At 63.2% G+C, this 23,691-nt stretch carries 22 protein-coding genes; 8 read left to right on the top strand and 14 right to left on the bottom strand.

The window, feature by feature from the left end:
* Positions 1-522 precede the first annotated feature (522 nt).
* The 9 genes from BLP99_RS18495 to exaC all read right to left on the bottom strand — a co-directional run bounded on the left by BLP99_RS18495 (position 523) and on the right by exaC (position 10,038).
* On the bottom strand, positions 523-1,254 hold the full coding sequence (locus tag BLP99_RS18495) for a LexA family transcriptional regulator (RefSeq protein ID WP_092181361.1): 732 nt from the start codon (positions 1,252-1,254) through the stop codon (positions 523-525).
* A gap of 206 nt (positions 1,255-1,460) precedes the next feature.
* Entirely contained in the window at positions 1,461-1,988 is a 528-nt protein-coding gene (gene ppa, locus BLP99_RS18490; protein WP_072395734.1) for an inorganic diphosphatase, read from the bottom strand.
* 101 nt (positions 1,989-2,089) lie between these two features.
* Positions 2,090-2,911: a M90 family metallopeptidase gene (locus BLP99_RS18485; RefSeq protein WP_072395736.1), complete on the bottom strand. Its 822-nt coding sequence runs from the start codon at positions 2,909-2,911 to the stop codon at positions 2,090-2,092.
* Between the two features lie 6 nt (positions 2,912-2,917).
* Positions 2,918-3,571 carry a DedA family protein gene (locus BLP99_RS18480; protein WP_072395748.1) on the bottom strand — a complete coding sequence of 218 codons (654 nt, stop codon included), beginning with the start codon at positions 3,569-3,571 and terminating at the stop codon, positions 2,918-2,920.
* A gap of 364 nt (positions 3,572-3,935) precedes the next feature.
* On the bottom strand, positions 3,936-4,397 hold the full coding sequence (locus BLP99_RS18475) for a GNAT family N-acetyltransferase (protein WP_072395750.1): 462 nt from the start codon (positions 4,395-4,397) through the stop codon (positions 3,936-3,938).
* A 106-nt stretch (positions 4,398-4,503) separates the two neighbouring features.
* A complete protein-coding gene (gene eutC / locus BLP99_RS18470) occupies positions 4,504-5,328 on the bottom strand; it encodes an ethanolamine ammonia-lyase subunit EutC (protein ID WP_092181358.1) in 825 nt (274 codons plus the stop codon).
* Positions 5,329-5,353: 25 nt separating this feature from the next.
* Entirely contained in the window at positions 5,354-6,748 is a 1,395-nt protein-coding gene (locus tag BLP99_RS18465) for an ethanolamine ammonia-lyase subunit EutB (protein ID WP_092181355.1), read from the bottom strand.
* A 140-nt stretch (positions 6,749-6,888) separates the two neighbouring features.
* Complete coding sequence (gene eat / locus BLP99_RS18460) at positions 6,889-8,259, bottom strand: ethanolamine permease (RefSeq protein ID WP_072395756.1); 1,371 nt, start codon at positions 8,257-8,259, stop codon at positions 6,889-6,891.
* 258 nt (positions 8,260-8,517) lie between these two features.
* Positions 8,518-10,038: an acetaldehyde dehydrogenase ExaC gene (exaC, locus tag BLP99_RS18455; RefSeq protein ID WP_072395758.1), complete on the bottom strand. Its 1,521-nt coding sequence runs from the start codon at positions 10,036-10,038 to the stop codon at positions 8,518-8,520.
* A 489-nt stretch (positions 10,039-10,527) separates the two neighbouring features.
* Between exaC and BLP99_RS18450 the strand changes: the two genes are divergently transcribed.
* The 4 genes from BLP99_RS18450 to BLP99_RS18435 all read left to right on the top strand — a co-directional run bounded on the left by BLP99_RS18450 (position 10,528) and on the right by BLP99_RS18435 (position 14,933).
* Positions 10,528-12,432 (top strand): sigma-54-dependent Fis family transcriptional regulator, encoded by a 1,905-nt coding sequence (locus BLP99_RS18450; RefSeq protein WP_092181352.1) that lies wholly within the window; start codon positions 10,528-10,530, stop codon positions 12,430-12,432.
* 230 nt (positions 12,433-12,662) lie between these two features.
* Entirely contained in the window at positions 12,663-14,012 is a 1,350-nt protein-coding gene (gene mpl, locus BLP99_RS18445; protein ID WP_072395773.1) for a UDP-N-acetylmuramate:L-alanyl-gamma-D-glutamyl-meso-diaminopimelate ligase, read from the top strand.
* Complete coding sequence (gene ubiX, locus BLP99_RS18440; RefSeq protein WP_092181349.1) at positions 14,009-14,656, top strand: flavin prenyltransferase UbiX; 648 nt, start codon at positions 14,009-14,011, stop codon at positions 14,654-14,656. The genes mpl and ubiX overlap by 4 nt, the downstream gene beginning before the upstream one ends.
* Positions 14,649-14,933 (top strand): YceK/YidQ family lipoprotein, encoded by a 285-nt coding sequence (locus BLP99_RS18435; protein WP_092181346.1) that lies wholly within the window; start codon positions 14,649-14,651, stop codon positions 14,931-14,933. Before ubiX ends, BLP99_RS18435 begins: the two co-directional genes overlap by 8 nt.
* 216 nt (positions 14,934-15,149) lie before the next feature.
* Here BLP99_RS18435 and BLP99_RS18430 read toward each other — a convergent pair whose 3' ends face one another.
* The 3 genes from BLP99_RS18430 to BLP99_RS18420 all read right to left on the bottom strand — a co-directional run bounded on the left by BLP99_RS18430 (position 15,150) and on the right by BLP99_RS18420 (position 18,096).
* The gene (locus tag BLP99_RS18430; RefSeq protein WP_072395779.1) at positions 15,150-15,791 is read right to left on the bottom strand and encodes an oxidoreductase; all 642 of its coding nucleotides are present in this window, start codon (positions 15,789-15,791) and stop codon (positions 15,150-15,152) included.
* 27 nt (positions 15,792-15,818) lie between these two features.
* The gene (locus BLP99_RS18425) at positions 15,819-17,537 is read right to left on the bottom strand and encodes a C13 family peptidase (RefSeq protein WP_072395781.1); all 1,719 of its coding nucleotides are present in this window, start codon (positions 17,535-17,537) and stop codon (positions 15,819-15,821) included.
* A gap of 103 nt (positions 17,538-17,640) precedes the next feature.
* The gene (locus BLP99_RS18420) at positions 17,641-18,096 is read right to left on the bottom strand and encodes a MaoC family dehydratase (protein WP_072395783.1); all 456 of its coding nucleotides are present in this window, start codon (positions 18,094-18,096) and stop codon (positions 17,641-17,643) included.
* A 186-nt stretch (positions 18,097-18,282) separates the two neighbouring features.
* Between BLP99_RS18420 and BLP99_RS18415 the strand changes: the two genes are divergently transcribed.
* Genes BLP99_RS18415 through BLP99_RS18405 form a run of 3 tightly spaced genes read left to right on the top strand, consistent with a single transcriptional unit; the run spans position 18,283 to position 19,963 of the window.
* Complete coding sequence (locus BLP99_RS18415; protein WP_072395785.1) at positions 18,283-18,648, top strand: CidA/LrgA family protein; 366 nt, start codon at positions 18,283-18,285, stop codon at positions 18,646-18,648.
* Positions 18,645-19,361, top strand: coding sequence for an LrgB family protein (locus BLP99_RS18410; protein WP_072395787.1), 717 nt, complete (start codon positions 18,645-18,647; stop codon positions 19,359-19,361). The genes BLP99_RS18415 and BLP99_RS18410 overlap by 4 nt, the downstream gene beginning before the upstream one ends.
* An 11-nt stretch (positions 19,362-19,372) precedes the next feature.
* Positions 19,373-19,963 (top strand): LON peptidase substrate-binding domain-containing protein, encoded by a 591-nt coding sequence (locus tag BLP99_RS18405; protein ID WP_072395798.1) that lies wholly within the window; start codon positions 19,373-19,375, stop codon positions 19,961-19,963.
* A gap of 51 nt (positions 19,964-20,014) precedes the next feature.
* On the opposite strand, the gene BLP99_RS18400 is transcribed toward BLP99_RS18405, so the two are convergent.
* Both BLP99_RS18400 and BLP99_RS18395 read right to left on the bottom strand, forming a co-directional pair.
* Positions 20,015-21,331, bottom strand: a complete 1,317-nt coding sequence (locus BLP99_RS18400; protein ID WP_072458854.1) for a bifunctional DedA family/phosphatase PAP2 family protein — start codon at positions 21,329-21,331, stop codon at positions 20,015-20,017.
* A 198-nt stretch (positions 21,332-21,529) separates the two neighbouring features.
* The gene (locus tag BLP99_RS18395) at positions 21,530-22,210 is read right to left on the bottom strand and encodes a DNA-3-methyladenine glycosylase (protein ID WP_092181343.1); all 681 of its coding nucleotides are present in this window, start codon (positions 22,208-22,210) and stop codon (positions 21,530-21,532) included.
* Positions 22,211-22,396: 186 nt separating this feature from the next.
* Here BLP99_RS18395 and BLP99_RS18390 point away from each other — a divergent pair, with 186 nt between their 5' ends.
* Positions 22,397-23,668, top strand: a complete 1,272-nt coding sequence (locus BLP99_RS18390) for a glutamate-5-semialdehyde dehydrogenase (RefSeq protein WP_092181340.1) — start codon at positions 22,397-22,399, stop codon at positions 23,666-23,668.
* Positions 23,669-23,691 lie beyond the last annotated feature (23 nt).

Genomic DNA, 23,691 nt, shown 5'->3' with positions numbered 1-23,691 from the left:
CGTAGCCACTCTGCGCGAAACCTGCGCTTTGATGCGTAAGTCGCGGTAGCTTACCCAAGGTAAGGCGAGTTTGGCCATGGCATTGCGCCATTCAGAAGCAACGAGAGTTGTCTTGGCCGCGTGAGATGGATAATGGTCAATAAATGACGCATTAAAAAGCCGGCTTATGGCCGGCTTCTCGTTGACTGACTCAGTTCGTTTTTGACAAACCTCACCAGCCTTCAAAACGTACATCCGGCTCGTGCGGCCGGCTGTGGGACTTGGTCAGAAAGTGATCTGCCTTGTCGGTGCGAGGCGTGTGCTCGCAAATGTGGGGCGCAGGATACGCGGGTTTTTGGCAGAATCCCAGTGGTAAGTGGTGTGGAATCATTGGGTTATCGCTGATCCAAGGGGAAAAGCGGGGGCTGCTTTGCAGCCCAGCGGGGATGAATCCCCTCGCCACAGATGTGCTCACCACAGATGCGCTCGCCACTGAAGCGCCTGACTACCAGGGGCTTCGGTGGTTATCTTGCGGTGGGGTGGTCAATCGAACACTGGCGGTCTTTGTTTGTTGAGGGTGGACCACCAGAACACCCAGCCAATCACCCGTATGTTCTGCGCTTCGATCTGTTCGGCGCTGAAGACTTCGTCCGGGTAGGCCACGCTGTTGTGGCTGCGCAGGCGCAGTCGGTTGCCGGGGATGCGGTGCAGGTACTTGATGCGCAGCATGCCGTCGTGTTCGAGGGCGTAGATCTGGCCGTCGACGATTTGGGTCAGGCCGCGGTCGATGGCGAGGGTGGAGCCGTCTTCGATGCGTTCGGCCATGCTGTCGCCGACCATGGTGGTGCAGATGGCGTCGCTGGGGTTGATTTCCAGGGATTCGAGGTGGCTGCGGGGCAGGCGGGTGGTCTGGCCGGGGATCTCGATGACGTGGGTCTTGATCGCGCCGGGGGCGATGGGGGCTTCCTTGTAGTAGGGCAGTTCGATGTCCGTGGCTTCCGGCACGCTGTAGACGCCCTGGTTTTCGGCGGCATCGTAGGTGGTGCCGGGCCCCAGCCCCAGCGGGGTTTGCGGGCCTTCGCCGTTGGCGAGCCATTGGGGGCTGACGGTCAGCAGGCCGGCGATGCCATGGATGCGCCCGGGTGGGATGCCTCGGTTGAACCAGTTGTTCACGTGCTGCGATTTCACGCCGTATAACTTCGCGAAGTCGGCGGAGCGGATATTGGCTTCTTTAAGAAGGGCTCTGAAGCGGTCGCCACTGGAGATCTTTTTCATAAACGGAAAGTTTAGGGGCGACTGTGTTTTGAGCAATAAACATGTCGTGCAAATTTATAAGACGATCTTTCCGTTTGCGGGAATTGAATTGAGTGAGCTAAACGCAGATAAACGTTGTTCGGCACTATTAATACATTGACGTATTAAGCGATGCTCCAGGCATAAAAAACCCCGGTGGAAACCGGGGTTCTTCTGCAAGTTCAGGCTCAGCCCTTGTAGGCGGCAACCGACTTGGTGATCGCTTCGCGGGCGGCGTCAGCACCGGCCCAGCCTTCGATCTTGACCCACTTGCCCTTTTCGAGATCCTTGTAGTTCTCGAAGAAGTGCTCGATCTGCTGGATCAGCAGTTTTGGCAGGTCGGTGTATTCCTTCACATCAACATACAGCTGCGACAGCTTGTCGTGTGGCACTGCGATGACTTTGGCATCGCCGCCGCCGTCGTCGGTCATGTTCAGGATGCCGACCGGACGGGCGCGGATGACCGAACCTGGGGCAACCGGGTAAGGGGTCACCACCAGTACGTCGAGGGGGTCGCCGTCGTCGGCCAGGGTGTTGGGGATGTAACCGTAGTTGGCCGGGTAGAACATCGGGGTGGCCATGAAACGGTCAACAAACAGGCAATCGCTGTCCTTGTCGATTTCGTATTTGATCGGGGCGTGGTTGGCCGGGATTTCGATCGCAACGTAGATGTCGTTCGGCAGGTCTTTGCCAGCCGGAATCTTGCTGTAGCTCATTGGGCGGTGCCCCCGTTAGTTGACCAAAAGGCTGGTCGGATTGACCAAAAGTGGCGGCGATTATAGGCATATTCAGCCGCTGATGCCACGTATCAAGGGTCTTAGAGACCTTGGTATGACGCCTGGTAGACCGGATCTTCGGCCTGAAGTTGCCGCAGCCGGGCCAACGGATCCTGGCGGTAGAAAAGCCGCAGCTGTTCATACACCCTGGGGTATGCCTGGTGCAGCAGGTCCGGGGCGCTGAAGAAGTATTCGCTGGTGACGGCGAAGAATTCCGCAGGGTTTTCCGCCGCGTAGGGATCAATGAGGGTTTGTGCATCCGGATCCCGGTCCAACTGGCGATCGAGGTCGTCGAAGGCCTGTTGCATGGCCTCGGCCCAGTCCTGGATCCGCATGTCGGCATGCAGCGGCGGCAGGCCGTTGGCGTCGCCGTTGAGCATGTCGAGCTTGTGGGCCAGTTCGTGGATCACCAGGTTGTAGCCGTCCCAGCCGCCGCTGGCGATGACGCCGTCCCAGGCCAGGATGATCGGCCCCTGGGGCCAGGCTTCGCCGCTGTGTTCACCATCCCATTCGTGCTCGATGCCGCTGGCGTCGCGGTAGCGCTGGGGGCTGAGGAAGTCGTCGGGGTAGAGGACGATTTCGTGGAAGCCCTGGTACCAGTTCAGATCCCCCAGGTGCATCAGCGGGAGCTGGGCCTGGGCCGCGAGCAACAGGCGCTGCTCCTGGTGCAGTTCGACGCCGGGCAGGGCGGTCAGGTGCTTGTCATGCAGGAACAGCACGCAGGCTTCGCGCAGCCACTGGTCCTCGGCGGGGCTGATGCCGTCGAGGAAGCTCAGTTGATGACGCACTCGCTGCCAGGTTTCATCGGCAACGGGGTGCCTGGCGAGGGTGCGTCGGCGACGCCAAGTGCTCAGGGACCACATGATGGGTCAGCGCGATGCGGCGTTGGAACCGCGGGCCAGTCGGCTGCGGACCAGGCTGATGATCATCGGCAACAGCGACAAAAGGATGATGCCCACCACCAGCAGCGACAGGTTCTGCTTGATGAATGGGACGTTGCCGAAGAAGAAGCCGAGGGTGACCAGGCCGCCGACCCACAGCACGGTGCCGAGTACGCTGAAGCCGAAGAAGCGCATGTATGGCATTTTCGCCACGCCGGCGACGAAGGGGGCGAAGGTGCGGATGATCGGCAGGAAGCGCGCCAGGGTCACGGTCTTGCCGCCGTGCTTGTCGTAGAAGTCGTGGGTTTGTTGCAGGTAGTCGCGGCGGAAGATCTTCGAGTTCGGGTTGCTGAACAGGCGCTCCCCCGCCGTGCGGCCGATGAGGTAATTGGTGCTGTCGCCGAGGATCGCCGCCAGCATCAGCAGGCCACCCAGCAACCAGGGGTCCATGCCGCCGCCCGCCGCCACGGCGCCGGCGATGAACAGCAGCGAATCCCCCGGCAGGAAGGGCGTTACCACCAGGCCTGTTTCACAGAAGATCACCAGGAACAGGATGGCGTAGATCCACGGCCCATAGTTGGTCACCAGCATGTCGAGGTACACATCGAGGTGCAGGATGAGGTCGAGGGGGTTGAAATCCATGCAAAACACCTGTGGTGGTGGCCTGGCTCGGCAGGCTTTGGGTCGGGCTTTGAGTATGACTACAGCGTGTGTAGCTTTTTCTTACAAGCCGGGAAGAGCGGCATTATACGGTCTGGAGGGGGAGGTGCGGGGTGAGTTTGTAGCTAGGGATTTCGGTGGTGTTGTGGCGGGGGGAAGGCTGGGTGAAGGCTCTTGTGGCGAGGGGATTTATCCCCGCTGGGCTGCGAAGCGGCCCTGAAAACAGGTGACTCGGTCAGTCTGATGCACCGCGTGCTCAGGTTTTGGGACTGCTTCGCAGTCCAGCGGGGATAAATCCCCTCGCCACAAAGGGGGTGGTGTTGTGGCAGGGGACTCAGCCACAGGGTCAGATCCCTTCGCTGATCGGCAGCACGTAGTTCTTGAACTCGGTGTCTTCCTTGAAGCCGATGGACTCGTAGGTTTTCTGCGCCGCTTCGTTGTTGCTGCTGGTGGAAACGCGCATGCGCACGGCGTTGGTTTCCTTGGCCATTTTCTTCGCGGTGCGGATCAGGTGGTCGGCCACCAGCTGGCGGCGGGCGTCTTCGGCGACGTAGATGTCGTTGAGGATCCACACGCGCTTGAGGGACAGCGACGAGAAGCTTGGATAGAGCTGGCAGAAGCCCAGCAGCTTGTTGTCGTCGTCATCGGGCAAGGCCAGGTAGATCACCGACTCCTTGCGGCGCAGGCGCTTCTCGAGGAAGGCCCGGGAAGAGTCCGGGTACGGCAGTGAGCCGTAGAATTCACGGTATTTGACGAACAAGGGCGTCAGCAGGTCCAGGTGTTCCAGGGTCGCTTGGATAATCCGCATGGTAGGTCTCGCTAACAAAAGGTCGACAGAAGTTCTGACAACGATGGTGCCTTGTCGTGCTTCGATGCTGCCTGAAAGCGGATCAGAAACGCAATCGGGCGCCGGATCAGTCTTGGGGCGGCATCAGTAGGAAGTTACCTTTCATATCGGCGTTTTTTTCCGACTCTAGAGTGTGAACCTGGGCTTCGTCTTTCAGGTTGACCCCCGAGAGCTGTCGGCGGCAGGCCTCGCGCATCAGGTAGATCAGGCGATGGGCCGCCATGCCGTAGCTCAGGCCTTCGAGACGGACATTGGAAATGCAATTGCGATAGGCGTCGGTCAGGCCGACCTTGGGGTTGTAGGTGAAATACAGCCCCAGGCTGTCGGGGGAGCTGAGGCCGGGGCGTTCGCCGATGAGGATCACCGACATTCTTGCGCCGAGCCGCTGCGCCACTTCGTCGGCCACGGCAACGCGGCCCTGTTCCACCAGGACCACCGGCGAAACCGACCAGCCTTCGGCGGCGATCTGCTCTTCCAGACGCGCCAGGAAGGGCAGGGTATGGCGATGCACGGCAAGAGCGGAGAGGCCGTCGGCTACCACGATGGTCAGGTCAACGCCGCCGGGGTGGGCGGCGGCGTAGTCCTGCAGGGTCCGGGCGGACGCTTCGTCGAGCCGTCGGCCCAGGTCCGGGCGCTGCAGGTAGCTGTGGCGGTCGCTGGCGGCACTGTGGAGCAACAGGCTCTCGCGACCGCGCTCGCTCAGTTGCGTGCGCAGGCCCTGGTGATCGAACGCCAAATGCACGGCATCCCGGGCCTGGGCGTGGGCATACTGGAAATCCAGCTGTGCCTGGGTGGGCAGGCTGGTGCCGGTGCGGCCCAGGGCGATGCGCGCCGGTGTCAGGCGGCGCAGTTCCAACCAGGGGTTTTGCGTGTCGACAGGTTTTTTATCCATCGGCCAATACTCATCCAAATGCGGCTTATCCCAAATGTGCCAAGGCGTGGCGGAACGCCGGTGGCAGGTTGTCGCCGAACCGCACCCGGCCATCGGCCTGGGTAAAGATGCCCATGTTGGCGAGCCATTGTTCGAACTCCGGCGCCGGTTTCAGGCCCAGGGTCTGGCGGGCGTAGAGGGCGTCGTGGAACGAGGTGGTCTGGTAGTTGAGCATGATGTCGTCGGAGCCGGGGATGCCCATGATGAAGTTGATCCCGGCCACGCCCAGCAGGGTCAGCAGGGTGTCCATGTCGTCCTGGTCGGCTTCGGCGTGGTTGGTGTAGCAGATGTCACAGCCCATCGGCACGCCCAGCAGCTTGCCGCAGAAGTGGTCTTCGAGGCCGGCGCGGATGATCTGTTTGCCGTTGTACAGGTATTCCGGGCCGATGAAGCCTACAACCGTGTTCACCAGGAACGGGTTGAAATGCCGTGCCACGGCGTAGGCCCGGGTCTCGCAGGTCTGTTGATCGACGCCGTGGTGGGCGTTGGCCGACAGCGCGCTGCCCTGGCCGGTTTCGAAATACATCAGGTTGTTGCCGAGGGTGCCGCGCTTGAGGCTCAACCCGGCCTCGTAGCCTTCTTTCAACACGTTCAGGTTAATGCCGAAACTGGCGTTGGCCGCTTCGGTGCCGGCGATGGACTGGAATACCAGGTCCAGGGGCACGCCACGGTTCGCCGCTTCGATGGAGGTGGTGACGTGGGTCAGCACGCAGCCCTGGGTGGGGATGTCGTAGCGTTGGATGATGGCGTCGAGCATTTCCAGCATGGCGCAGATCGAGGCCGTGCTGTCTGTGGCCGGGTTGATGCCGATCATGGCGTCGCCGTTGCCCAAGAGCAGGCCGTCGAGGATGCTGGCGGCGATTCCGGCGGGCTCGTCGGTGGGGTGGTTGGGCTGCAGGCGTGTGGACAGCCGGCCACGCAGGCCGAGGGTGCCGCGAAATTTCGTCACCACGCGGATTTTCTGCGCCACCAGCACCAGGTCCTGGACGCGCATGATCTTCGACACCGCCGCCACCATTTCCGGCGTCAGGCCCGGGGCCAGCGCCCGCAGGCTGTGCTCGTCGGCGGCATCGCTGAGCAGCCAGTCCCGAAACCCACCGACGGTGAGGTGGCTGACCGCTGCGAAGGCCTGTTTGTCGTGGGTGTCGACGATCAGCCGGGTGACTTCGTCGGCCTCATAGGGAATCAGTGCTTCTTGCAGGAAATGGCTGAGAGGAAGGTCGGCCAAGGCCATTTGCGCGGCGACTCGCTCGCCATCGTTGAGTGCGGCGACCTCGGCCAGGAAATCCCCGGAACGCGCCGGGCTGGCCTTGGCCATCAAGTCCTTGAGGCTGTCGAAGCGATAGGTCTGGGCGCCGACGGAATGGGCGAATGCGGCCATGGGCGGTGTCCTCCTGATTCTCTGAATAACTTGAATACACCCCGTGATCCTGTGGGAGCGAGCAAGCTCGCTCCCACAGGGGGTTGGCATGCACTTCTATATGGCAGGCACCGGGCCCTCGGCCCGGTGCCGGTGCAACTTCAGATACCTGTGAGCATAGCGTCCGCCGGGGCGTTGGAGCGTTGCTTGGCGGTCAGTTGGAAATACAGGTAGCCGGCAATCATGAAACCGAGGAAGACCAGGCAGATCACCGGGTTGAACCAGGCCATCGCCACCAGGCACACCACCGCCAGGAACAGCGCGATGCCCGGTACGATCGGGTAGCCCGGGGCGCGGAAGGTGCGTTCCAGGTTCGGTTCGGTCTTACGTAATTTGAACAGGCTGAGCATGCTGATGATGTACATCACGATGGCGCCGAATACCGACATGGTGATCATCGCCGCCGTCAGCGTCATGCCTTGCAGGTTCACCAGGCCATCGCTGTAGATCGCCGCGATGCCGATCACGCCGCCGGCCAGGATCGCCCGGTGCGGAGTCTGGAAGCGGGACAGCTTGGCCAGGCCCCGTGGCAGGTAGCCGGCCCGGGCAAGGGCGAAGAACTGGCGCGAGTAGCCGAGGATGATCCCGTGGAAACTCGCCACCAGGCCGAACAGGCCGATCCACACCAGCATGTGCATCCAGGTCGAGTCGTTGCCGACCACGGCTTTCATGGCCTGGGGCAGCGGGTCATTGATGTTCGACAGTTGCCGCCAGTCGCCTACGCCGCCGGCCATGATCATGACGCCGATGGCCAGGAAGACGAGGGTCAGGATGCCGCTGACATAGGCCCGGGGAATGGTGCGTTTCGGGTCCTTGGCTTCTTCGGCGGCCATGGCCGCGCCTTCGATGGCCAGGAAGAACCAGATGGCGAAGGGGATCGCCGCGAAAATGCCCGGGATCGAGGCGAGGCTGAACTCGTTGGAGCCGGCCCAGCCGTTGAGCACGAAGTTGCTGAAGCTGAAGCCCGGCGCGACCACGCCCATGAACACCAGCAGTTCGGCGACCGCCAGCACCGTGACCACCAGTTCGAAGGCGGCGGCGATGCTGACGCCGAGGATGTTCAGGGTCATGAAGATCACGTACGCGCCGACGGCCGCGAGCTTGGGATCCAGTTCCGGAAATTGCACGTTGAGGTAGGCGCCGATGGCCATGGCGATGGCCGGCGGCGCAAAGACGAATTCGATCAGGGTGGCGATGCCGGCGATCAACCCGCCTTTCTCGCCAAAGGCCCGTCGGCTGTAGGCAAAAGGCCCACCGGCGTGGGGAATCGCGGTGGTCAGTTCGGTGAAGCTGAAGATGAAACAGGTGTACATCAGCGCCACCATGAGGGCGGTGACGAGAAAGCCCAGGGTCCCTGCGGTTCCCCAGCCGTAGCTCCAGCCGAAGTACTCGCCGGAAATCACCAGGCCGACGGCAATGCCCCATAAATGCAGGGTGCCGAGTGTGGGTTTGAGTTGAGTCGTGGTTGTCATAAGTCCTCTCTTCTTTTTTATTGTTCGATCTGTTGGACTTTCGGGTTTGTGGTGGAGCGGGCACGCAAGGCTCATGCCAGAGCGGTGGGCGGTAAATTGATGTTGTCAGTGAGGGCGCTCTCGCGAGCAGGCTCGCTCCCACAGGGATCTGTGGATAACTCTTTTTCCAGGGTTGGCAACAGATCCACTGTGGGAGCGAGCCTGCTCGCGATAGCTATCTAAGGGGCAAGGCAGGAGAACCTGCCTTGCCCCAATGGCTTAGAAGAACCCCAGCGGATTGATGTCGTAGCTCACCAGCAGGTTCTTGGTCTGCTGGTAGTGGTCGAGCATCATCTTGTGGGTTTCACGGCCGACACCGGACTTCTTGTAGCCACCGAACGCGGCGTGGGCCGGGTACAGGTGGTAGCAGTTGGTCCAGACGCGCCCGGCCTTGATGGCCCGGCCCATGCGGTAGGCCCGGTTGATGTCGCGGGTCCACAGGCCGGCACCGAGGCCGAACTCGGTGTCGTTGGCGATGGCCAGGGCTTCGGCTTCGTCCTTGAAGGTGGTGATGCTCACCACCGGGCCGAAGATTTCTTCCTGGAACACGCGCATCTTGTTGGTGCCCTTGAGCAGGGTCGGCTGGATGTAGTAACCGCTGGCCAGGTTGCCCTCGAGTTTTTCCACCGCGCCGCCGGTGAGCAATTGCGCGCCTTCGCCCTTGGCGATCTCCAGGTACGAGAGGATCTTGTCGAACTGCTGCTCCGAAGCCTGGGCGCCGACCATGGTGTCGGTGTCCAGCGGGTCGCCGCGCTTGATCTGTTCGATTTTCTTCATCACCACTTGCATGAATTCGTCGTAGATCGACTCCTGCACCAGGGCACGGGAAGGGCAGGTGCAGACTTCGCCCTGGTTGAAGAACGCCAGCACCAGGCCTTCGGCGGCTTTTTCGATGAAGCTTGGCTCAGCCTGCATGATGTCTTCAAAGAAGATGTTCGGCGACTTGCCGCCCAGTTCCACGGTGGACGGGATGATGTTCTCGGCGGCGCATTTCATGATGTGCGAGCCCACCGGGGTGGAACCGGTGAAGGCGATCTTGGCGATGCGCTTGCTGGTGGCCAGGGCTTCACCCGCTTCCTTGCCGAAGCCTTGCACCACGTTGAGCACGCCGGGCGGCAGCAGGTCGCCGATCAGTTCCATGAGCACGCAGATGCCCAGAGGGGTTTGCTCGGCCGGCTTGAGCACCACGCAGTTACCGGCGGCCAGGGCCGGGGCCAGTTTCCAGGCGGCCATCAGCAGTGGGAAGTTCCACGGGATGATCTGCCCGACCACGCCCAGTGGCTCATGGATGTGATAGGCCACGGTGTTGCCATCGATCTCGGCGGCCGCCCCTTCCTGCGCCCGCAGGCAGCCGGCGAAGTAGCGGAAATGATCCGCTGCCAGGGGGATGTCGGCGTTGAGGGTCTCGCGTACGGCCTTGCCGTTGTCCCAGGATTCGGTGATCGCCAGGGTCTCGAGGTTCTGTTCGATGCGGTCGGCGATCTTCAGCAGGATCAGCGAGCGCGCCTGGGCCGACGTGGCGCCCCAGGCATCAGCGGCAGCATGGGCGGCGTCCAGGGCCTTTTCGATGTCTTCGGCCGTGGAGCGCGGGAATTCGGCAATGGGCTGGCCATTGACTGGGGAAGTATTGGTGAAGTACTGACCTTTGACAGGCGCGACGAACTCGCCGCCGATGTAGTTACCGTATTTGCTCTTGAACGAAACGATAGCGCCTTCAGTACCGGGGTGAGCGTAACGCATGATGAGTTCTCCTTGGCTTTTGTGCTTATACGGGAGGCCGCGCAAATCGAGCGCCGGTATTTAAGCCTAGAGCAAAGGTTGGGCCATTGCCTTGCAAGGCCCGTAAACCAAGACTTCAGGAGGAGTTCGTCGGACAAACGGATGGCCGGTGTGACGATCGCGATACGGCGGGTGTGACACTTTGTGCCATGGGTGAGACAGTCTGTGACTGCCGGGTCTCGCCAGCATTGCATTGCCGGTTGGGCTGGAGGATGCTGGGGCATGCGCCAGATGGCCTGCCGAACACCGTTATGGCGAAGGGGTATCTTTTGGTGAGTGGATGTACCTGTGGCGAGGGATCTATCCCCTCGCCACAGGTTAAGTGCCAGCCCCGGGGTCAAGTGCCCAACCAGGTTCAAGCGTCACGTACAGGTTAAGTGTCAGATAAAGCATCAGGTGTCCGGACCGTTACTCCAACAAGGCCGCAACCTTCGGGGAGAATAATAAGAAATGCACAGCAACCATTTGACCCGCCATGCCCAGCAAGTCTTCACGGTCACCCAGGGTAAGGCCCATTTGCAGGGCCCTGGCAGCGATCCATCGATCGCCCGTTCCTGGCTGCGCTGCCTGGAGGATTATCACCTCGACCCGGCCCAGAACCTGGCGCCGACGGTGCTCGAGCATGGCCGGGTGCTGGAGAGCCGCGAGCGCCTGCAGCAGGTGCTGCATATCGCCGGCACGGAAATGACCAGCCTGCACCAGCAACTCTCCGGCGCCGGTCATGCGGTGCTGCTCACCGACGCCCGGGGGGTGATCCTCAATTGCGTCACCGCTCCCAGCGAACGCAAGATCTTCGAACGGGCCGGCCTCTGGCTCGGCGCCGACTGGAGCGAAGCCTGCGAAGGCACCAACGGCATCGGCACCTGCCTGGTGGAGCGCCAGGCCCTGACCATCCACCAGGAAGAACATTTTCGCGGTCGCCATACCGGCCTGACCTGCTCGGCGAGCCCGGTCTTCGACCCGCACGGCGAACTGATGGCGGTGCTCGACGTGTCCTCGGCCCGGCCCGACGTGTCGCGCCAGAGCCAGTTCCACACCATGGCGCTGGTCAACCTGTCGGCGAAGATGATCGAGAGCTGCTACTTCCTGCGTTGCTTCGACGATCAATGGCTGTTGCGCTTCCATTTGCAAGCCGAATCCGTGGGCCTGTTCAGCGAAGGGCTGCTGGCTTTCAATGGCGAAGGGCGGATCCGCGCGGTCAACCAGAGCGCCCTGAACCTGCTTGGGCACATGCGCGGTGGCTTGATCGGTCAGCGGGTCGAGGACTTTTTCGACTGTTCCCTGGACGAATTGCTGGGCCGGGCCAGTCCCCAGGCCAGCGCCAGTTGGCCACTGCGCACCCGAGATGGGCGGCATCTGTTCGCTGTCTTGCGTGGCCAGGCGCGCAGCGTGCCGGTGCCGATCGCGCCGGCGCTCAAGGCCATCGAACCCGCGCGGGCGTCGGGTATCTGCCTGGGGGATACGACGCTTCAGGAGCATTTTCGCAAGGCGCTGCGGGTGTTCGAACGCGACGTGCCGCTGCTGATCCATGGCGAAACCGGCTCCGGCAAGGAGGCGTTCGCCAAGGCCGTGCACCACGCCAGCCAGCGCGCCGGCAAGCATTTTGTCGCCCTCAACTGCGCGGCCATCCCGGAAAGCCTGATCGAGAGCGAACTGTTCGGTTATCGCGGCGGCAGTTTCACCGGGGCCCGCAAGGAAGGCATGCGCGGCAAGCTGCAGCAGGCCGACGGCGGAACGTTGTTCCTGGACGAGATCGGCGACATGCCCCTGGCCTTGCAGACCCGGCTGTTGCGAGTGCTTGAAGACCGCCAGGTGGTGCCCATTGGCGGCGAGCCCGAGGCGGTGAACGTGCGCATCATCAGCGCCACCCACCGGCAGTTGCTCGACCGGGTGCGGGATGGCAGTTTCCGCGAGGATTTGTACTACCGACTCAATGGCTTGGAAATTCCCCTCCCGCCTTTGCGCGAGCGCAGTGACAAGTCGCAGTTGCTGGATTTTCTGTTGGCTGAGGAGAGCGGGGGCGAGACGGTGCTCATCGAGGAACCGGCGCGCCAGGCTTTGCTGGGATTCGACTGGCCGGGCAATGTGCGGCAGTTGCGCAATGTCCTGCGCACCCTGGCCGCGTTGTGCGAAGGCGGGCGGATCGGCCTGGAAGACTTGCCGGCGATGATCCGCCAGCGCCCGGTTGCCGTGGTCGAAACGGTGGCGGAACGGCCCCTGGAAGATGCCGAGCGTCTGGCGTTGCTCGATGCCCTGGAGCGTCAGCGCTGGCATATGACCCACACGGCGGAACAACTGGGGATCAGCCGCAATACCCTTTACCGAAAATTGCGTAAACACGCCATCGCCCGCTGAGCCGCAGCGCATCTACCCTGAAGGAATGCAGTCAACTGTGGGAGCGAGCCTGCTCGCGATGGCGGCGGCACCTCCAGCATCAACGCAAGTTGACCCACCGCTATCGCGAGCAGGGGGTATGGGCTGTTTGCAAGTCTGGCAGGCACCTGTAAGGCGGCGTGAGATCGAAACACAAGGTGCGATTTCCCCCTCCCTAGGCTAACCTGCGGCCATGTTTTACGAGGTCGACTATGCACATCCATATTCTCGGTATTTGCGGCACTTTCATGGGTTCGATGGCGGTCCTGGCCAAGGAGCTGGGCCATCACGTGACTGGCTCCGACGCCAACGTCTACCCACCGATGAGCACCCAGCTGGAAGCCCAGGGCATCGAACTGACCCAGGGCTATGACCCGGCGCAACTGGACCCCGCGCCGGACCTGGTGGTCATCGGCAACGCCATGTCCCGTGGCAACCCGGCGGTGGAATACGTGCTCAACAAGGGCCTGCCCTATGTGTCGGGGCCGCAGTGGCTGGCCGACCATGTGCTGCAGGGCCGTTGGGTCCTGGCAGTGGCCGGCACCCACGGCAAGACCACCACCAGCAGCATGCTGGCCTGGGTCCTGGAGCACGCCGGCATGAGCCCGGGCTTCTTGATCGGCGGCGTGCCGCAGAATTTCTCGGTATCGGCGCGCCTGGGCGGCACGCCGTTTTTCGTGATCGAGGCGGACGAATACGACAGCGCGTTCTTCGACAAACGCTCGAAGTTCGTCCATTACCGTCCCCGCACGGCGATTCTCAACAACCTTGAATACGATCATGCGGACATCTTCCCTGATCTGGCCGCCATCGAACGGCAGTTCCATCACTTGGTACGTACCATCCCGAGCGAAGGCCTGGTCATCCACCCCACCACCGAACCGGCCTTGCAGCGCGTCATCGAGATGGGCTGCTGGACCCCGGTGCAGACCACCGGCGCGGGCGGGCAGTGGCAAGTGAAATTGCTCAGCGAAGATGGCTCGCAGTTCGAGGTCATGTTTGAAGGCCAATCCCAGGGTGTGGTGGAGTGGGCGTTGACCGGCCAGCACAACGTCGCCAACGCCCTGGCGACACTGGCGGCGGCCCGGCATGTCGGTGTGGTGCCTTCCATGGGCATCGCCGCATTGAGCGCATTCAAGAGCGTCAAGCGGCGTATGGAGATAGTCGCCCAAGTGCGCGGCATCACCCTCTATGACGACTTCGCCCACCACCCGACCGCCATCGCCACCACCCTCGACGGTTTGCGCAAGCGCATCGGCGATGCGCCGTTGATTGCCATTATCGAGCCGCGCTCCAACTCCATGAAGCTTGGTGCGCACCGTGATGGCCTGCCCGAAAGCGTGGTGGATGCCGACCAGGTGATCTGGTACTCACCGGCCAACCTCGGTTGGGACCTGGGAGCCACTGCGGCGTTGTGCACGGTGCCGTCGATTGTCAGCGATTCCCTGGAAGGCATCATCGAGCGCGTGAAGAGCCAGGCACAGCCCGGCACGCACGTGGTCATCATGAGCAACGGTGGCTTTGGCGGCCTGCATGGCAAACTGGCCGAGGCGCTCAAATGAATACTCGCCTGGGGGACAATGGCCCCGAACGCATCACACTGGCAATGACTGGAGCTTCCGGCGCCCAGTACGGCTTGCGCCTGCTCGATTGCCTGGTGCGGGAAGATCGCGAGGTGCACTTCCTCATCTCCAAGGCGGCGCAACTGGTGATCGCCACCGAGACCGACGTGAGCCTCCCGGCCAAGACCCAGATGATGCAGGCGTTCCTCACCGAATACACGGGAGCTGCGGCGGGGCAGATCCGTGTGTACGGCAAGGAGGACTGGATGTCGCCGGTGGCTTCCGGCTCCGGCGCGCCGGCGGCGATGGTGGTGGTGCCGTGTTCCACCGGAACCCTGTCGGCGATCGCCACCGGTGCCTGCAACAACCTGATCGAGCGGGCCGCGGACGTGACGCTCAAGGAGCGCCGGCAGTTGATCCTGGTGCCTCGGGAGGCGCCGTACTCGAGTATTCATCTGGAGCATATGCTCAAGCTGTCGAACATGGGCGTAACCATCCTGCCGGCTTCCCCGGGGTTTTATCACCAGCCGCAGACCATCGACGACCTGATCGATTTCGTGGTCGCGCGAATCCTCAATCTGCTGAACATTCCCCAGGACATGTTGCCGCGTTGGGGTGAGCATCATTTGAGCAGCGATGAATAAGCTGCTGGTCCTGGCGCTGGCGCTGCAACTGGCCGGCTGTGCCACCGCTCGTACCCTCGACGCCGCCAAGCCTGGTGCGCCGGTGGTATATGCCGGGACGCGGCTGGATCTCTATGCCCTCTATGGCGGTTGTTGCGCCAAGGACCGCTTCGGCGCCGAGGCCCCGCGCTATCCAGGCGTCGACCTGCCGGCCAGTGCGTTGCTCGACACCCTGTTGCTGCCGCTGTCGTTGTTCACGGCAATGGGCGTGGGGTTCCAGGCGACCGGCGGGATGTAGGGCTCAGAAGAGGTAGCTGCACGAAAGCACTCCCGTGGCGAGAGGATTTATCCGCGCTGGACTGCGCAGCAGTCCCAAAACCGCAGAAGGCGGTGTATCAGGCCGATCGAGCTGGCTGCCTTGGGGCCGCGTCGCGGCCCAGCGGGGATGAGTCCCCTCGCCACAATTGCCTCGCACCACAAGCGCTTGGCTTGGATACGGGGCCGCTTGCCCAGCCTACTTGCCCAGCTTGCGCAACTCATCCGACTCCACCACCCGCACCCCATCCTGCTCTTCCAGGGCCAGGCGCCACATGGCGCGGGCCAGTTGGCAGGCTTCGATGCCGTGGTACTTGCCCGGGATCAGCTTCGACAAGGGGCCGGCCAGTTGCTCGGCCAGGCGAGGCTCGGGCCGTTCCCCCAGCAGCAGGGAAGGCCGGCAGATGGTCAGTTGCGGCCAGTCCTGGGCCTTGAGCGCCGCTTCCATCTCGCCTTTGACCCGGTTGTAGAAGATCGACGATTTTGGATCGGCCCCCAAGGCGCTGATGACGATCAGGTGCCGGGCCCCCAGTTCCCGGGCACGCTTGGCAAACGCGACGACCAGGTCCAGGTCCACCGCGCGGAAGGCCTGTTCGGAGCCGGCTTTCTTGAGGGTCGTGCCGAGGCAGCAAAAGGCGATATCGACCTGGCCGTCGAGTCGCGGCAGTACGTCGGCCGGCTCCCCGACCGGGTTTTCCAGGCGCGGGTGCTCCGCCAATGGCCGGCGTGAAGGTGCCAGGACCCGGCTGATGGTCGGTTCGTTGAGCAACCGGTCCAGTAGGTGTTCCCCGGTCAGCCCGGTAGCGCCGGCGAGCAAGACATGCTGAGGCGTCAAGTACATGGTGTTTCCCCCTTGATACGGTTCAGCTTAGTTGCTCTTTTGGCCCTCGTCGTTCAGTGCGGTACTTTGCAATGCTTTGCGCGCCTGCTGTTTACGCAGCAGTTGCCAGTGGGAAAGCACCGTCCTGGGCGCCCAGATCTGCGGTTCGGAGGCTTCGAAATTGTCCGCCTGTTCCCGTTCGGCAACGGTGGCCTTGGCCAGCTTGAAAGCCTGTTCCAGGTCGTCGGTCTGGTTCAGTGCCTGGGCGAACAGCGCATCGCCGAAATAAGTGAAGTTGGCCTCCTCGGAACAGCCGAAGGACACCCGGTCCGCCCGGGAAGCGGTCATGATCAGGGTGCGTTCGTCCTTGAGGGCCGGAATGAAACCCCCTGAGTAGCAGGCCGAGATCACCACGATTTTGTCGCGGTTTTTCAGGGGCGCCAGCACCGCCGCCAGTTCATCGGCGGGCAGGTCGGCCAGTTCCATGCGCGGTTGGTCCAGGACCAGTTCATGTTCGCTGGTGCCATGGCTGGTGAGGTAGATGAACACCAGGTCTTCCGGGCCGCTGCGCTCGGCCAGTGTGCGGGCGGCGCGCCGCAGGCTTTCGCGGGTGGCCATGGGACGGTCGCCCAGGTGGTCGCGATGGTTGACCAGGCGGATCTGGCCGAACGCACCGAAGCGGCTGGTGAGCATGTTGGCGACATAGTCGGATTCGCGCAGGAACACGCTCTGCTTGCCGTCGCCGCCCAGGGTCAGGCTGTAGAGCTCCACCGCTGCCGTCGAGGCGGGGATGTCGGCCAGTGCGTCGTCCAGCAGCCGGCCCTGGGCCAGCAGGCCGAGTTCGAGCACATCCGGCAGCGGTTTGCCGTCGGCGTCGCGCACCCGCTGGCCATTGGCCCAGATACCGCTCTGTACCGTGCCGTCGGTGAGCGCCAGGGTGCCGCGACCGTTATAGCTGTCGTTTTCGAACTGGCCGATGTAGAAGCTGCCATCGGGCAGGTTCAGGCGGCCCTGGCCGGTGAAACGCCATTCATTGAATTGACCGCGGTAATGGCTGCCATCGGCACCGATCAGTTCGCCCTTGCCGGTGAGGGCGCCTTCCTTGAACTGGCCGATCCAGACATCGCCATCGGCGTTTTCGTAGCGACCGCGGCCGCTGAGCTGGTTGTCCTTGAACCCGCCGACGTAGACATCGCCATCGGCGCTGTTGAAGGTGCCCCGGCCTTGCAGCTGGCCGTCGACGAAGTTTCCGGTGAACTGATTGCCGGCGGCATCCAAGCGTTGGCCTTCTCCGTTGGGCTTGCCGTTGGTGAAGGGCCCCTGGTACTGGCTGCCATCGGCGAGCTCAAGGCGTCCGAGGCCTGAATACCGGTCGGCCTTGAATTCGCCGCGGTAGGTCATGCCGTTTTCCTTGAGCGTGCCTTCCCCGTCCCGCCGGCCGTGCTTGAACCCGCCGCTGTAGCTGCTGTTGGGCGTGCTCAGGCTGCCCTGGCCATGGAACAGCCCATGCTGGAACTGGCCGCGATAGACCTCGCCGTTGCTGCCGTGCCATTCTCCGTTGCCATGCCATTGGCCTTGGTCGAACTGCCCGGCGTACCAGCTGCCGTTGGGGTAGTCGACGCGCCCCTGGCCTTGCAGCAGGCCGTTCACCAGCTCACCGCGGTAGCGGCCGCCATCGGGCAGGCGAGCGTCGGGCGGCAGCAGCGATTCGCCGTCGCCGCAGGCAGTCAGCAAGAGGGTCAGGGCCAAGGGAGCAAGTGAGCGCATAACGGGGATCCAGGTAATCAGGCGACGAGTATGCCGCAGCTGCGCCTTCTGGATATAGAGAAGCGGTGCGAAACTGCCTGGGCGGCTTCGCTTCCGCCTGGGTTCACACGAAGCAGAGCGACAGGGGCTCGGCGATGTAGGCCGGTTTGTCCGAACCTTCGATTTCCAGCGTGGCGGTGGCCTTGAGCAGCCATTGGCCGGGTTTTTTCTCGGTCACGTCCACCAGGTCGACCTTGAGCCGGACCCTGGAATCGACTTTCACCGGCTGGATGAAACGCACGCTGTCGAGTCCGTAGTTGACCACCATCTTCACGCCCTCGGGCAGGATCAGGATGTCTTCCATCAGCTTGGGCATCAGCGACAGCGACAGGAACCCGTGGGCAATGGTGCTGCCGAACGGGGTCTGTGCCGCCTTGACCGGATCGACGTGAATGAACTGGAAGTCACCAGTGGCTTCGGCGAACAGGTTGATGCGGTCCTGGTCGATGCTCAGCCATTCGGAACGTCCCAGTTCCTTGCCGACATAATCTTTGAGCGCTGCAACAGGCACATAGGGCATTGAGACTCTCCTTGGTTCATCGGTTTTATCTGGAGCGGGGACCTGGGCCCCCGGAGAACCACTGTAGATCAACATGACGGACCGGGCAGGTCATCGACCATGCTTTTTACGAATGCCGGACCATAGCGCGGGCATGCTTATAATGCGGGCGCATTCAATGGGGACATGTCGCGGGGGAAAGAGCGGATGCTGTTACGGGGCCTGACCTGGCTGGTGCTGTTCCAATTGCTGGGCACCGCCATCAATCACTTGTTCTTGCCGGTGCTGCCGGGGCCGATCATCGGCCTGCTGCTGTTGCTGGGTTACCTGGTCATGCGGGGCGAGGTCAGCGAGCCGCTGAGCCTGGCCGCCAGCAGTCTGTTGCGGTACCTGCCCTTGCTGCTGGTACCGCCGGCGGTGGGGGTGATGGTCTATGCCCGGGCCATCGCCGCCGACTTCTGGGCCATCGTCGGGGCGCTGACGTTGTCGCTGGTCTTCTCCGTGGCGCTGACCGGCGTGCTGATGCAGCGCCTGGCCCGGCGTCACGCTCCGGCGCCGGAGGACTCGCAATGATGCTCGATTGGCAAGGCGCCTGGACCTCGGTGATCCATCATCCACTGTTTGGCATCGGCATCACCCTGGGTGCCTATCAACTGGTGCTGGCAGCGTTCGAAAAGACCCGCTGGATATTCCTGCAACCGGTGTTGATGTCGATGCTGGTGCTGATCGGTGTGCTGGTCGGTTGCGGCATCAGCTACGCCGAATACCGCAAGAGCACCGAGATCCTCAGCATCCTGCTGGGCCCGGCCACGGTCGCCCTGGCGGTGCCGCTGTATTTGAACCTGCGGCGGATCCGGCAATTGTTCTGGCCGATTTTTACTACGCTGGTGATAGGCGGGGTGTTCGCTACCGGGTCCGCAGTGCTGCTGGGGTGGGCGTTGGGGGCCGAGCATATGATCCTGATGACCATGGCACCCAAGTCGGTGACATCGCCGATCGCCATGCTGGTGGCCGAGCAGATCGGCGGCGTGGCGGCCATGGCCGCGGTGTTCGTGCTGATCACCGGCGTGCTGGGGGCGATCCTGGGGCCGGGCATCCTGGACCGCCTGGGCGTGCGCAGCCCTGAGGCGCGGGGCATGGCGTTGGGCCTGACGGCCCATGCGGTGGGCACTTCGGTGGCATTGCAGGAAAGCGAGGAGTCCGGCGCCTTCGCGGCGCTGGCGATGAGCCTGATGGGCGTGGCCACGGCGGTGCTGCTGCCGCTGGTTGTATCGATGACCGTCTAAGGAACTGGGTTATGACGTTGCCGCTTTTCCCGTTGAACACGGTGCTGTTTCCCGGGTGCATCCTCGATCTGCAGATTTTCGAGGCGCGCTACCTCGACATGATCGGCCGCTGCATGAAGCAAGGTGAGGGGTTCGGGGTGGTGTGCATCCTCGATGGCCAGGAAGTCGGTATCGCGCCGCAAGGCTACGCGCGGGTCGGCTGTGAAGCGCGGATCACCGACTTTTCCCAGCAGGACAACGGCCTGCTGGGGATTCGCGTGCAGGGCGCACGCCGCTTCATCGTGCACAGCAGCACGGTGCAGCCGGATCAACTGACGGTCGCTGAAGTGGAGTGGCTGGAGGAAGAGCCGGAGCAACCGTTGCAGGACGAGGACGCCGACCTGGTGGCGTTGCTCAAGGCCCTGGCCGAGCATCCGATGGTCGAGGCGCTGAACATGGGCACCGAAGCGACCGGCCAGCAATCGCTGGCCAACCAACTGGCCTACCTGCTGCCGTTCAATGAGCTGGACAAGCTCGACCTGCTGCAGCTCGACGATCCCCAGCAGCGCCTGGACGCCATCCAGGCCTTGCTCGACGAGTTGCAGGGCGAACTCTTCGCCTGACACCACCAGACAGCACCGATCCCCTGTGGGAGCGAGCTTGCTCTGGATTGCCTAATAGGCATACCGCAGCATCCCATGGGGCAGGTGTCGCAATGCAAAGAAGCTGAACCCCGCCACCAGGGCCGGCAGGACCAGCCACCAGATCTTCGGCGGCATGGCCGGCAACGGCGCCTGGCGCTGGCTCAGCCACAGCATGGCGGCGCAGACGCAGGCGGCGAGCATGGCGCCAGCCAGGATGTCGCTCGGCCAGTGGACGCCGAGGTATACCCGTGACAGCGCGATGGCCAGGGCCGGCATGCAGCCCAGCAACAGCCAGGTCAGGCGCAGGCGCGGCGGCTGGCCACGCCCGGCCAGGACGGCGAGGGCCAGGAACATCGCGAACGAGCCGGAGGCATGGCCGCTGGGCATGCTGTAGCTGGTCAGGGGTTCGGTGAGGATTTCCGGACGCATGCGGGCGAAGAAATGCTTGAGTCCGGTATTGGCCAAGGCGGTGATCAGCATCGTCGAGCCGGCGAAGATTGCCTGTCGCCATTGACGTGCCACCAGCAGCAGGACGGTAAGCAATACGCTGAAAATCAGCATGTAGCGGAATTCGCCGATCAGCGTGAAAGTCACGGCGATTTCATCCAGGTTCGGGCTGCGATGCTCCTGGACCAGCGCCATCAGGCCCTGGTCGAAGGCGCTCAGGTAGCGGAACCCGATGAACAGGCCGATCAGGATCACCAGGCCCAGGCCGGCGATCAATGCCGCGGCATGTCGATGGCGGCGCAGGCTGCTGTTGACGCTCAAGCCGATCATCACGGCGATGCTGCCGATAACCACGCCGGCCTGGGGCCAGAAGCCTTCGGGCAGCGGCAGGCGAAACGCCGCCCCGGTGGCCCAGCCCGGCAGCAGGTACGCCACGCTCCAGCCCGCTGCGGCCAGCAGGCTGACGGCGGCAAAGCGCGGGAACGGCATGTCGCACATCCCGGCCACCATCGGCAGCATCGGCCTCAGCGGGCCGATGAAGCGGCCCACCAGCAGACTGGCGATGCCGTAGCGCTGGAAATAGTTTTCCGCGGCGCTCATCCATTCCGGGTGATGGCGCAGCCCCGGCAGGCGCCGGATGTTCTGGTGGAAGTGCCGCCCCAGGAAATACGACACCAGGTCCCCGAGCAAGCCCCCCAGCAGGCCCAGCAGCAACGTCTCGCCCAGGGACAGCGCGCCGCTGCCGGCCAGCACCGCCACCGCAAACAGCAGCACGGTACCCGGCACGATCAGCCCGGCGATTGCCAGGCATTCCACACATGCAACGATGAATACTGCTACCGCAAGCCATTGCGGGTTGGCGGCCAGCCATCCTGTGATGCTATCGAGCCATGGGCCCATAAGAACAACTCCGTTGAATAGTGATCGGCATGCAACCTTTCCTGCACCGGGCCCTTGCGGGAGCGAGAGACCGTGGTCACCGAGACCCTTGTGGGAGCGAGCTTGCTCGCGATGGCGGTGGGTCAGTCAGCCCCCCATTCTGCTGATCCGACGCTATCGCGAGCAAGCTCGCTGCCCCAGGGTTCGGCGGTGCTGTGTTCATCCAAGCAAAAAATAGTCGCGACCTTCGACCTGGCCGCGTCGCAACGGGTTACGGGTGCACCAGGGGGCATAGGCCGCATCGACGAAGCGATAGGGCAAGTGTTCGTCGCGCCCTAATGGGATGCCCAGGCGGGTGGTCTGGATCACATTGACCGTCGGTACGCCCACGTCCTCCACCAGCAGGCGTTCGGGGTCGAAGCTCCTGGCATCCCAGTCCGGCACTTTCAGACCCAGGGCCTTGCACAGCAGGGTCTGGCCGGCGCAGAGCTTTTGCGGCGTGCGCGGGCGACCCTGGGCGTCGGGGTTGTTGAGCAGCATCTGTGCCAGGCTCTGGGGTCCGGAAATGCCATCGACCCAAGGGTAGGCCGATTTGATCAACACGGCGTTACCCGGGCCCTGTGCGCTGAAGTTCAGCGAATCGCCGCCCCGGGCGTAGTACATATAGATGTGTCCGCCATCCAGAAACAAAGCCTTACGTTTTTCCGTGTAGCCCAGCGAGGCGTGGCTGCCTTTTTCGGCAAAGTAATACGCCTCGGTCTCGATGATCCGCGCGCTGAGCCACAGTTCGCCAACCTTGTGGCGGATGACTTTGCCCAGCAGGTCCTGGGCCAGTACCTGGGCGTCGCGATCGAAGAAGGCGTGGGGCAGGGCAGTGGGCGTAGAAGGCGAGTCGGTCATGACGATGGGCGAAGTGAGGCCAAAGGAAGCGCGATGATAGCAATGCCAATCTTAATCACCGCTGAACAGGTGAAATTTGTGCCGGTTTTGTGCTTCCGCCGGTCACCGCTGCGAGTCCACGCTGTTAGTCGAGGGATACGACAGTTATAATCTGCCGCTTTCTCCCTCGCCAAGACCACACAGACCATGACTGAGTCCGTTCTTGACTACATGACCCGCCTGGGTCGCGCCGCTCGCGAAGCGTCGCGCATCATCGGCCGGGCCAGCACCGCGCAGAAAAACCGCGCCCTGCAGGCCGCCGCCAATGCGCTGGACGCTGCGCGCGCCGAGCTGTCCGCCGCCAACGAGCTGGACCTGGCCGCCGGCCGGGCCAACGGCCTCGAGCCGGCCATGCTCGAGCGTCTGGCGCTGACGCCGGCCCGCATCGACGGCATGATCGTCGGTCTGCGCCAGGTCGCGGCACTGCCGGATCCGGTGGGGGCGATCCGCGCCATGAGCTATCGCCCGTCGGGCATCCAGGTCGGCAAGATGCGCGTGCCCCTGGGCGTGGTCGGGATCATCTACGAGTCGCGGCCGAACGTGACCATCGATGCGGCGAGCCTGTGCCTGAAGTCCGGTAACGCGACCATCCTGCGTGGCGGTTCCGAGGCGATTCATTCCAACCGTGCCATTGCCGCCTGCATCCAGCGCGGCCTGGCCGAAGCCGGCCTGCCGGCGGCCGTGGTGCAAGTGGTGGACACCACCGACCGCGCCGCTGTCGGCGCGCTGATCACCATGCCCGAGTTCGTCGATGTCATCGTGCCTCGTGGTGGCAAGGGGTTGATCGAGCGGATCAGCCGCGACGCCCGCGTGCCGGTGATCAAGCACCTGGACGGCATCTGCCACGTCTATGTCAGTGCCCACGCCGATCTGCCCAAGGCCCAGCGTATCGCCTTCAATGCCAAGACCTATCGCTATGGCATCTGCGGCGCGATGGAAACCCTGCTGGTGGACCAGGCCGTGGCCCGGGACTTCCTGCCGCCCATGGCTGCACAGTTGCGCGAAAAAGGCGTCGAGCTGCGCGGTTGCGAGCGCACCCGCGCGGTCATCGAGGCCGTTGCGGCCACCCAGGAAGACTGGGACACCGAGTACCTGGCGCCGATCCTGTCGATCCGCGTGGTCGACGGGCTGGATGAAGCCATCGAGCACATCAATCGCCACGGCTCGCACCACACCGACTCGATCGTCAGCGAGCACCAGGGCGAAACCCGGCGCTTCGTGGCCGAGGTGGACTCGGCGTCGGTGATGATCAATATCCCGACCTGCTTCGCCGACGGTTTCGAATACGGATTGGGTGCCGAGATCGGCATTTCTACTGATAAGCTGCACGCCCGCGGCCCGGTGGGCCTCGAAGGCCTGACCTGCGAGAAGTACATTGTGGTCGGTGACGGCCAGTTGCGCGGACAGGAGCCGGTCTGACTTGGGCGATCTCGACCCGGCAG

It is taken from the genome of Pseudomonas sp. NFACC32-1 (assembly GCF_900101215.1).
GTDB lineage: Bacteria > Pseudomonadota > Gammaproteobacteria > Pseudomonadales > Pseudomonadaceae > Aquipseudomonas.
The sequence above is the reverse complement of the archived record's forward strand: the minus strand, read 5'-3'. Positions and strand labels throughout refer to the sequence as shown.

Excerpts from the sequence above, each read along its gene's own strand:
- BLP99_RS18495 (WP_092181361.1), bottom strand. The coding sequence starts at position 1,254 with ATGAAAAAGATCTCCAGTGGCGACCGCTTCAGAGCCCTTCTTAAAGAA.
- ppa (WP_072395734.1), bottom strand. The coding sequence starts at position 1,988 with ATGAGCTACAGCAAGATTCCGGCTGGCAAAGACCTGCCGAACGACATC.
- BLP99_RS18485 (WP_072395736.1), bottom strand. The coding sequence starts at position 2,911 with ATGTGGTCCCTGAGCACTTGGCGTCGCCGACGCACCCTCGCCAGGCAC.
- BLP99_RS18480 (WP_072395748.1), bottom strand. The coding sequence starts at position 3,571 with ATGGATTTCAACCCCCTCGACCTCATCCTGCACCTCGATGTGTACCTC.
- BLP99_RS18475 (WP_072395750.1), bottom strand. The coding sequence starts at position 4,397 with ATGCGGATTATCCAAGCGACCCTGGAACACCTGGACCTGCTGACGCCC.
- eutC (WP_092181358.1), bottom strand. The coding sequence starts at position 5,328 with ATGGATAAAAAACCTGTCGACACGCAAAACCCCTGGTTGGAACTGCGC.
- BLP99_RS18465 (WP_092181355.1), bottom strand. The coding sequence starts at position 6,748 with ATGGCCGCATTCGCCCATTCCGTCGGCGCCCAGACCTATCGCTTCGAC.
- eat (WP_072395756.1), bottom strand. The coding sequence starts at position 8,259 with ATGACAACCACGACTCAACTCAAACCCACACTCGGCACCCTGCATTTA.
- exaC (WP_072395758.1), bottom strand. The coding sequence starts at position 10,038 with ATGCGTTACGCTCACCCCGGTACTGAAGGCGCTATCGTTTCGTTCAAG.
- BLP99_RS18450 (WP_092181352.1), top strand. The coding sequence starts at position 10,528 with ATGCACAGCAACCATTTGACCCGCCATGCCCAGCAAGTCTTCACGGTC.
- mpl (WP_072395773.1), top strand. The coding sequence starts at position 12,663 with ATGCACATCCATATTCTCGGTATTTGCGGCACTTTCATGGGTTCGATG.
- ubiX (WP_092181349.1), top strand. The coding sequence starts at position 14,009 with ATGAATACTCGCCTGGGGGACAATGGCCCCGAACGCATCACACTGGCA.
- BLP99_RS18435 (WP_092181346.1), top strand. The coding sequence starts at position 14,649 with ATGAATAAGCTGCTGGTCCTGGCGCTGGCGCTGCAACTGGCCGGCTGT.
- BLP99_RS18430 (WP_072395779.1), bottom strand. The coding sequence starts at position 15,791 with ATGTACTTGACGCCTCAGCATGTCTTGCTCGCCGGCGCTACCGGGCTG.
- BLP99_RS18425 (WP_072395781.1), bottom strand. The coding sequence starts at position 17,537 with ATGCGCTCACTTGCTCCCTTGGCCCTGACCCTCTTGCTGACTGCCTGC.
- BLP99_RS18420 (WP_072395783.1), bottom strand. The coding sequence starts at position 18,096 with ATGCCCTATGTGCCTGTTGCAGCGCTCAAAGATTATGTCGGCAAGGAA.
- BLP99_RS18415 (WP_072395785.1), top strand. The coding sequence starts at position 18,283 with ATGCTGTTACGGGGCCTGACCTGGCTGGTGCTGTTCCAATTGCTGGGC.
- BLP99_RS18410 (WP_072395787.1), top strand. The coding sequence starts at position 18,645 with ATGATGCTCGATTGGCAAGGCGCCTGGACCTCGGTGATCCATCATCCA.
- BLP99_RS18405 (WP_072395798.1), top strand. The coding sequence starts at position 19,373 with ATGACGTTGCCGCTTTTCCCGTTGAACACGGTGCTGTTTCCCGGGTGC.
- BLP99_RS18400 (WP_072458854.1), bottom strand. The coding sequence starts at position 21,331 with ATGGGCCCATGGCTCGATAGCATCACAGGATGGCTGGCCGCCAACCCG.
- BLP99_RS18395 (WP_092181343.1), bottom strand. The coding sequence starts at position 22,210 with ATGACCGACTCGCCTTCTACGCCCACTGCCCTGCCCCACGCCTTCTTC.
- BLP99_RS18390 (WP_092181340.1), top strand. The coding sequence starts at position 22,397 with ATGACTGAGTCCGTTCTTGACTACATGACCCGCCTGGGTCGCGCCGCT.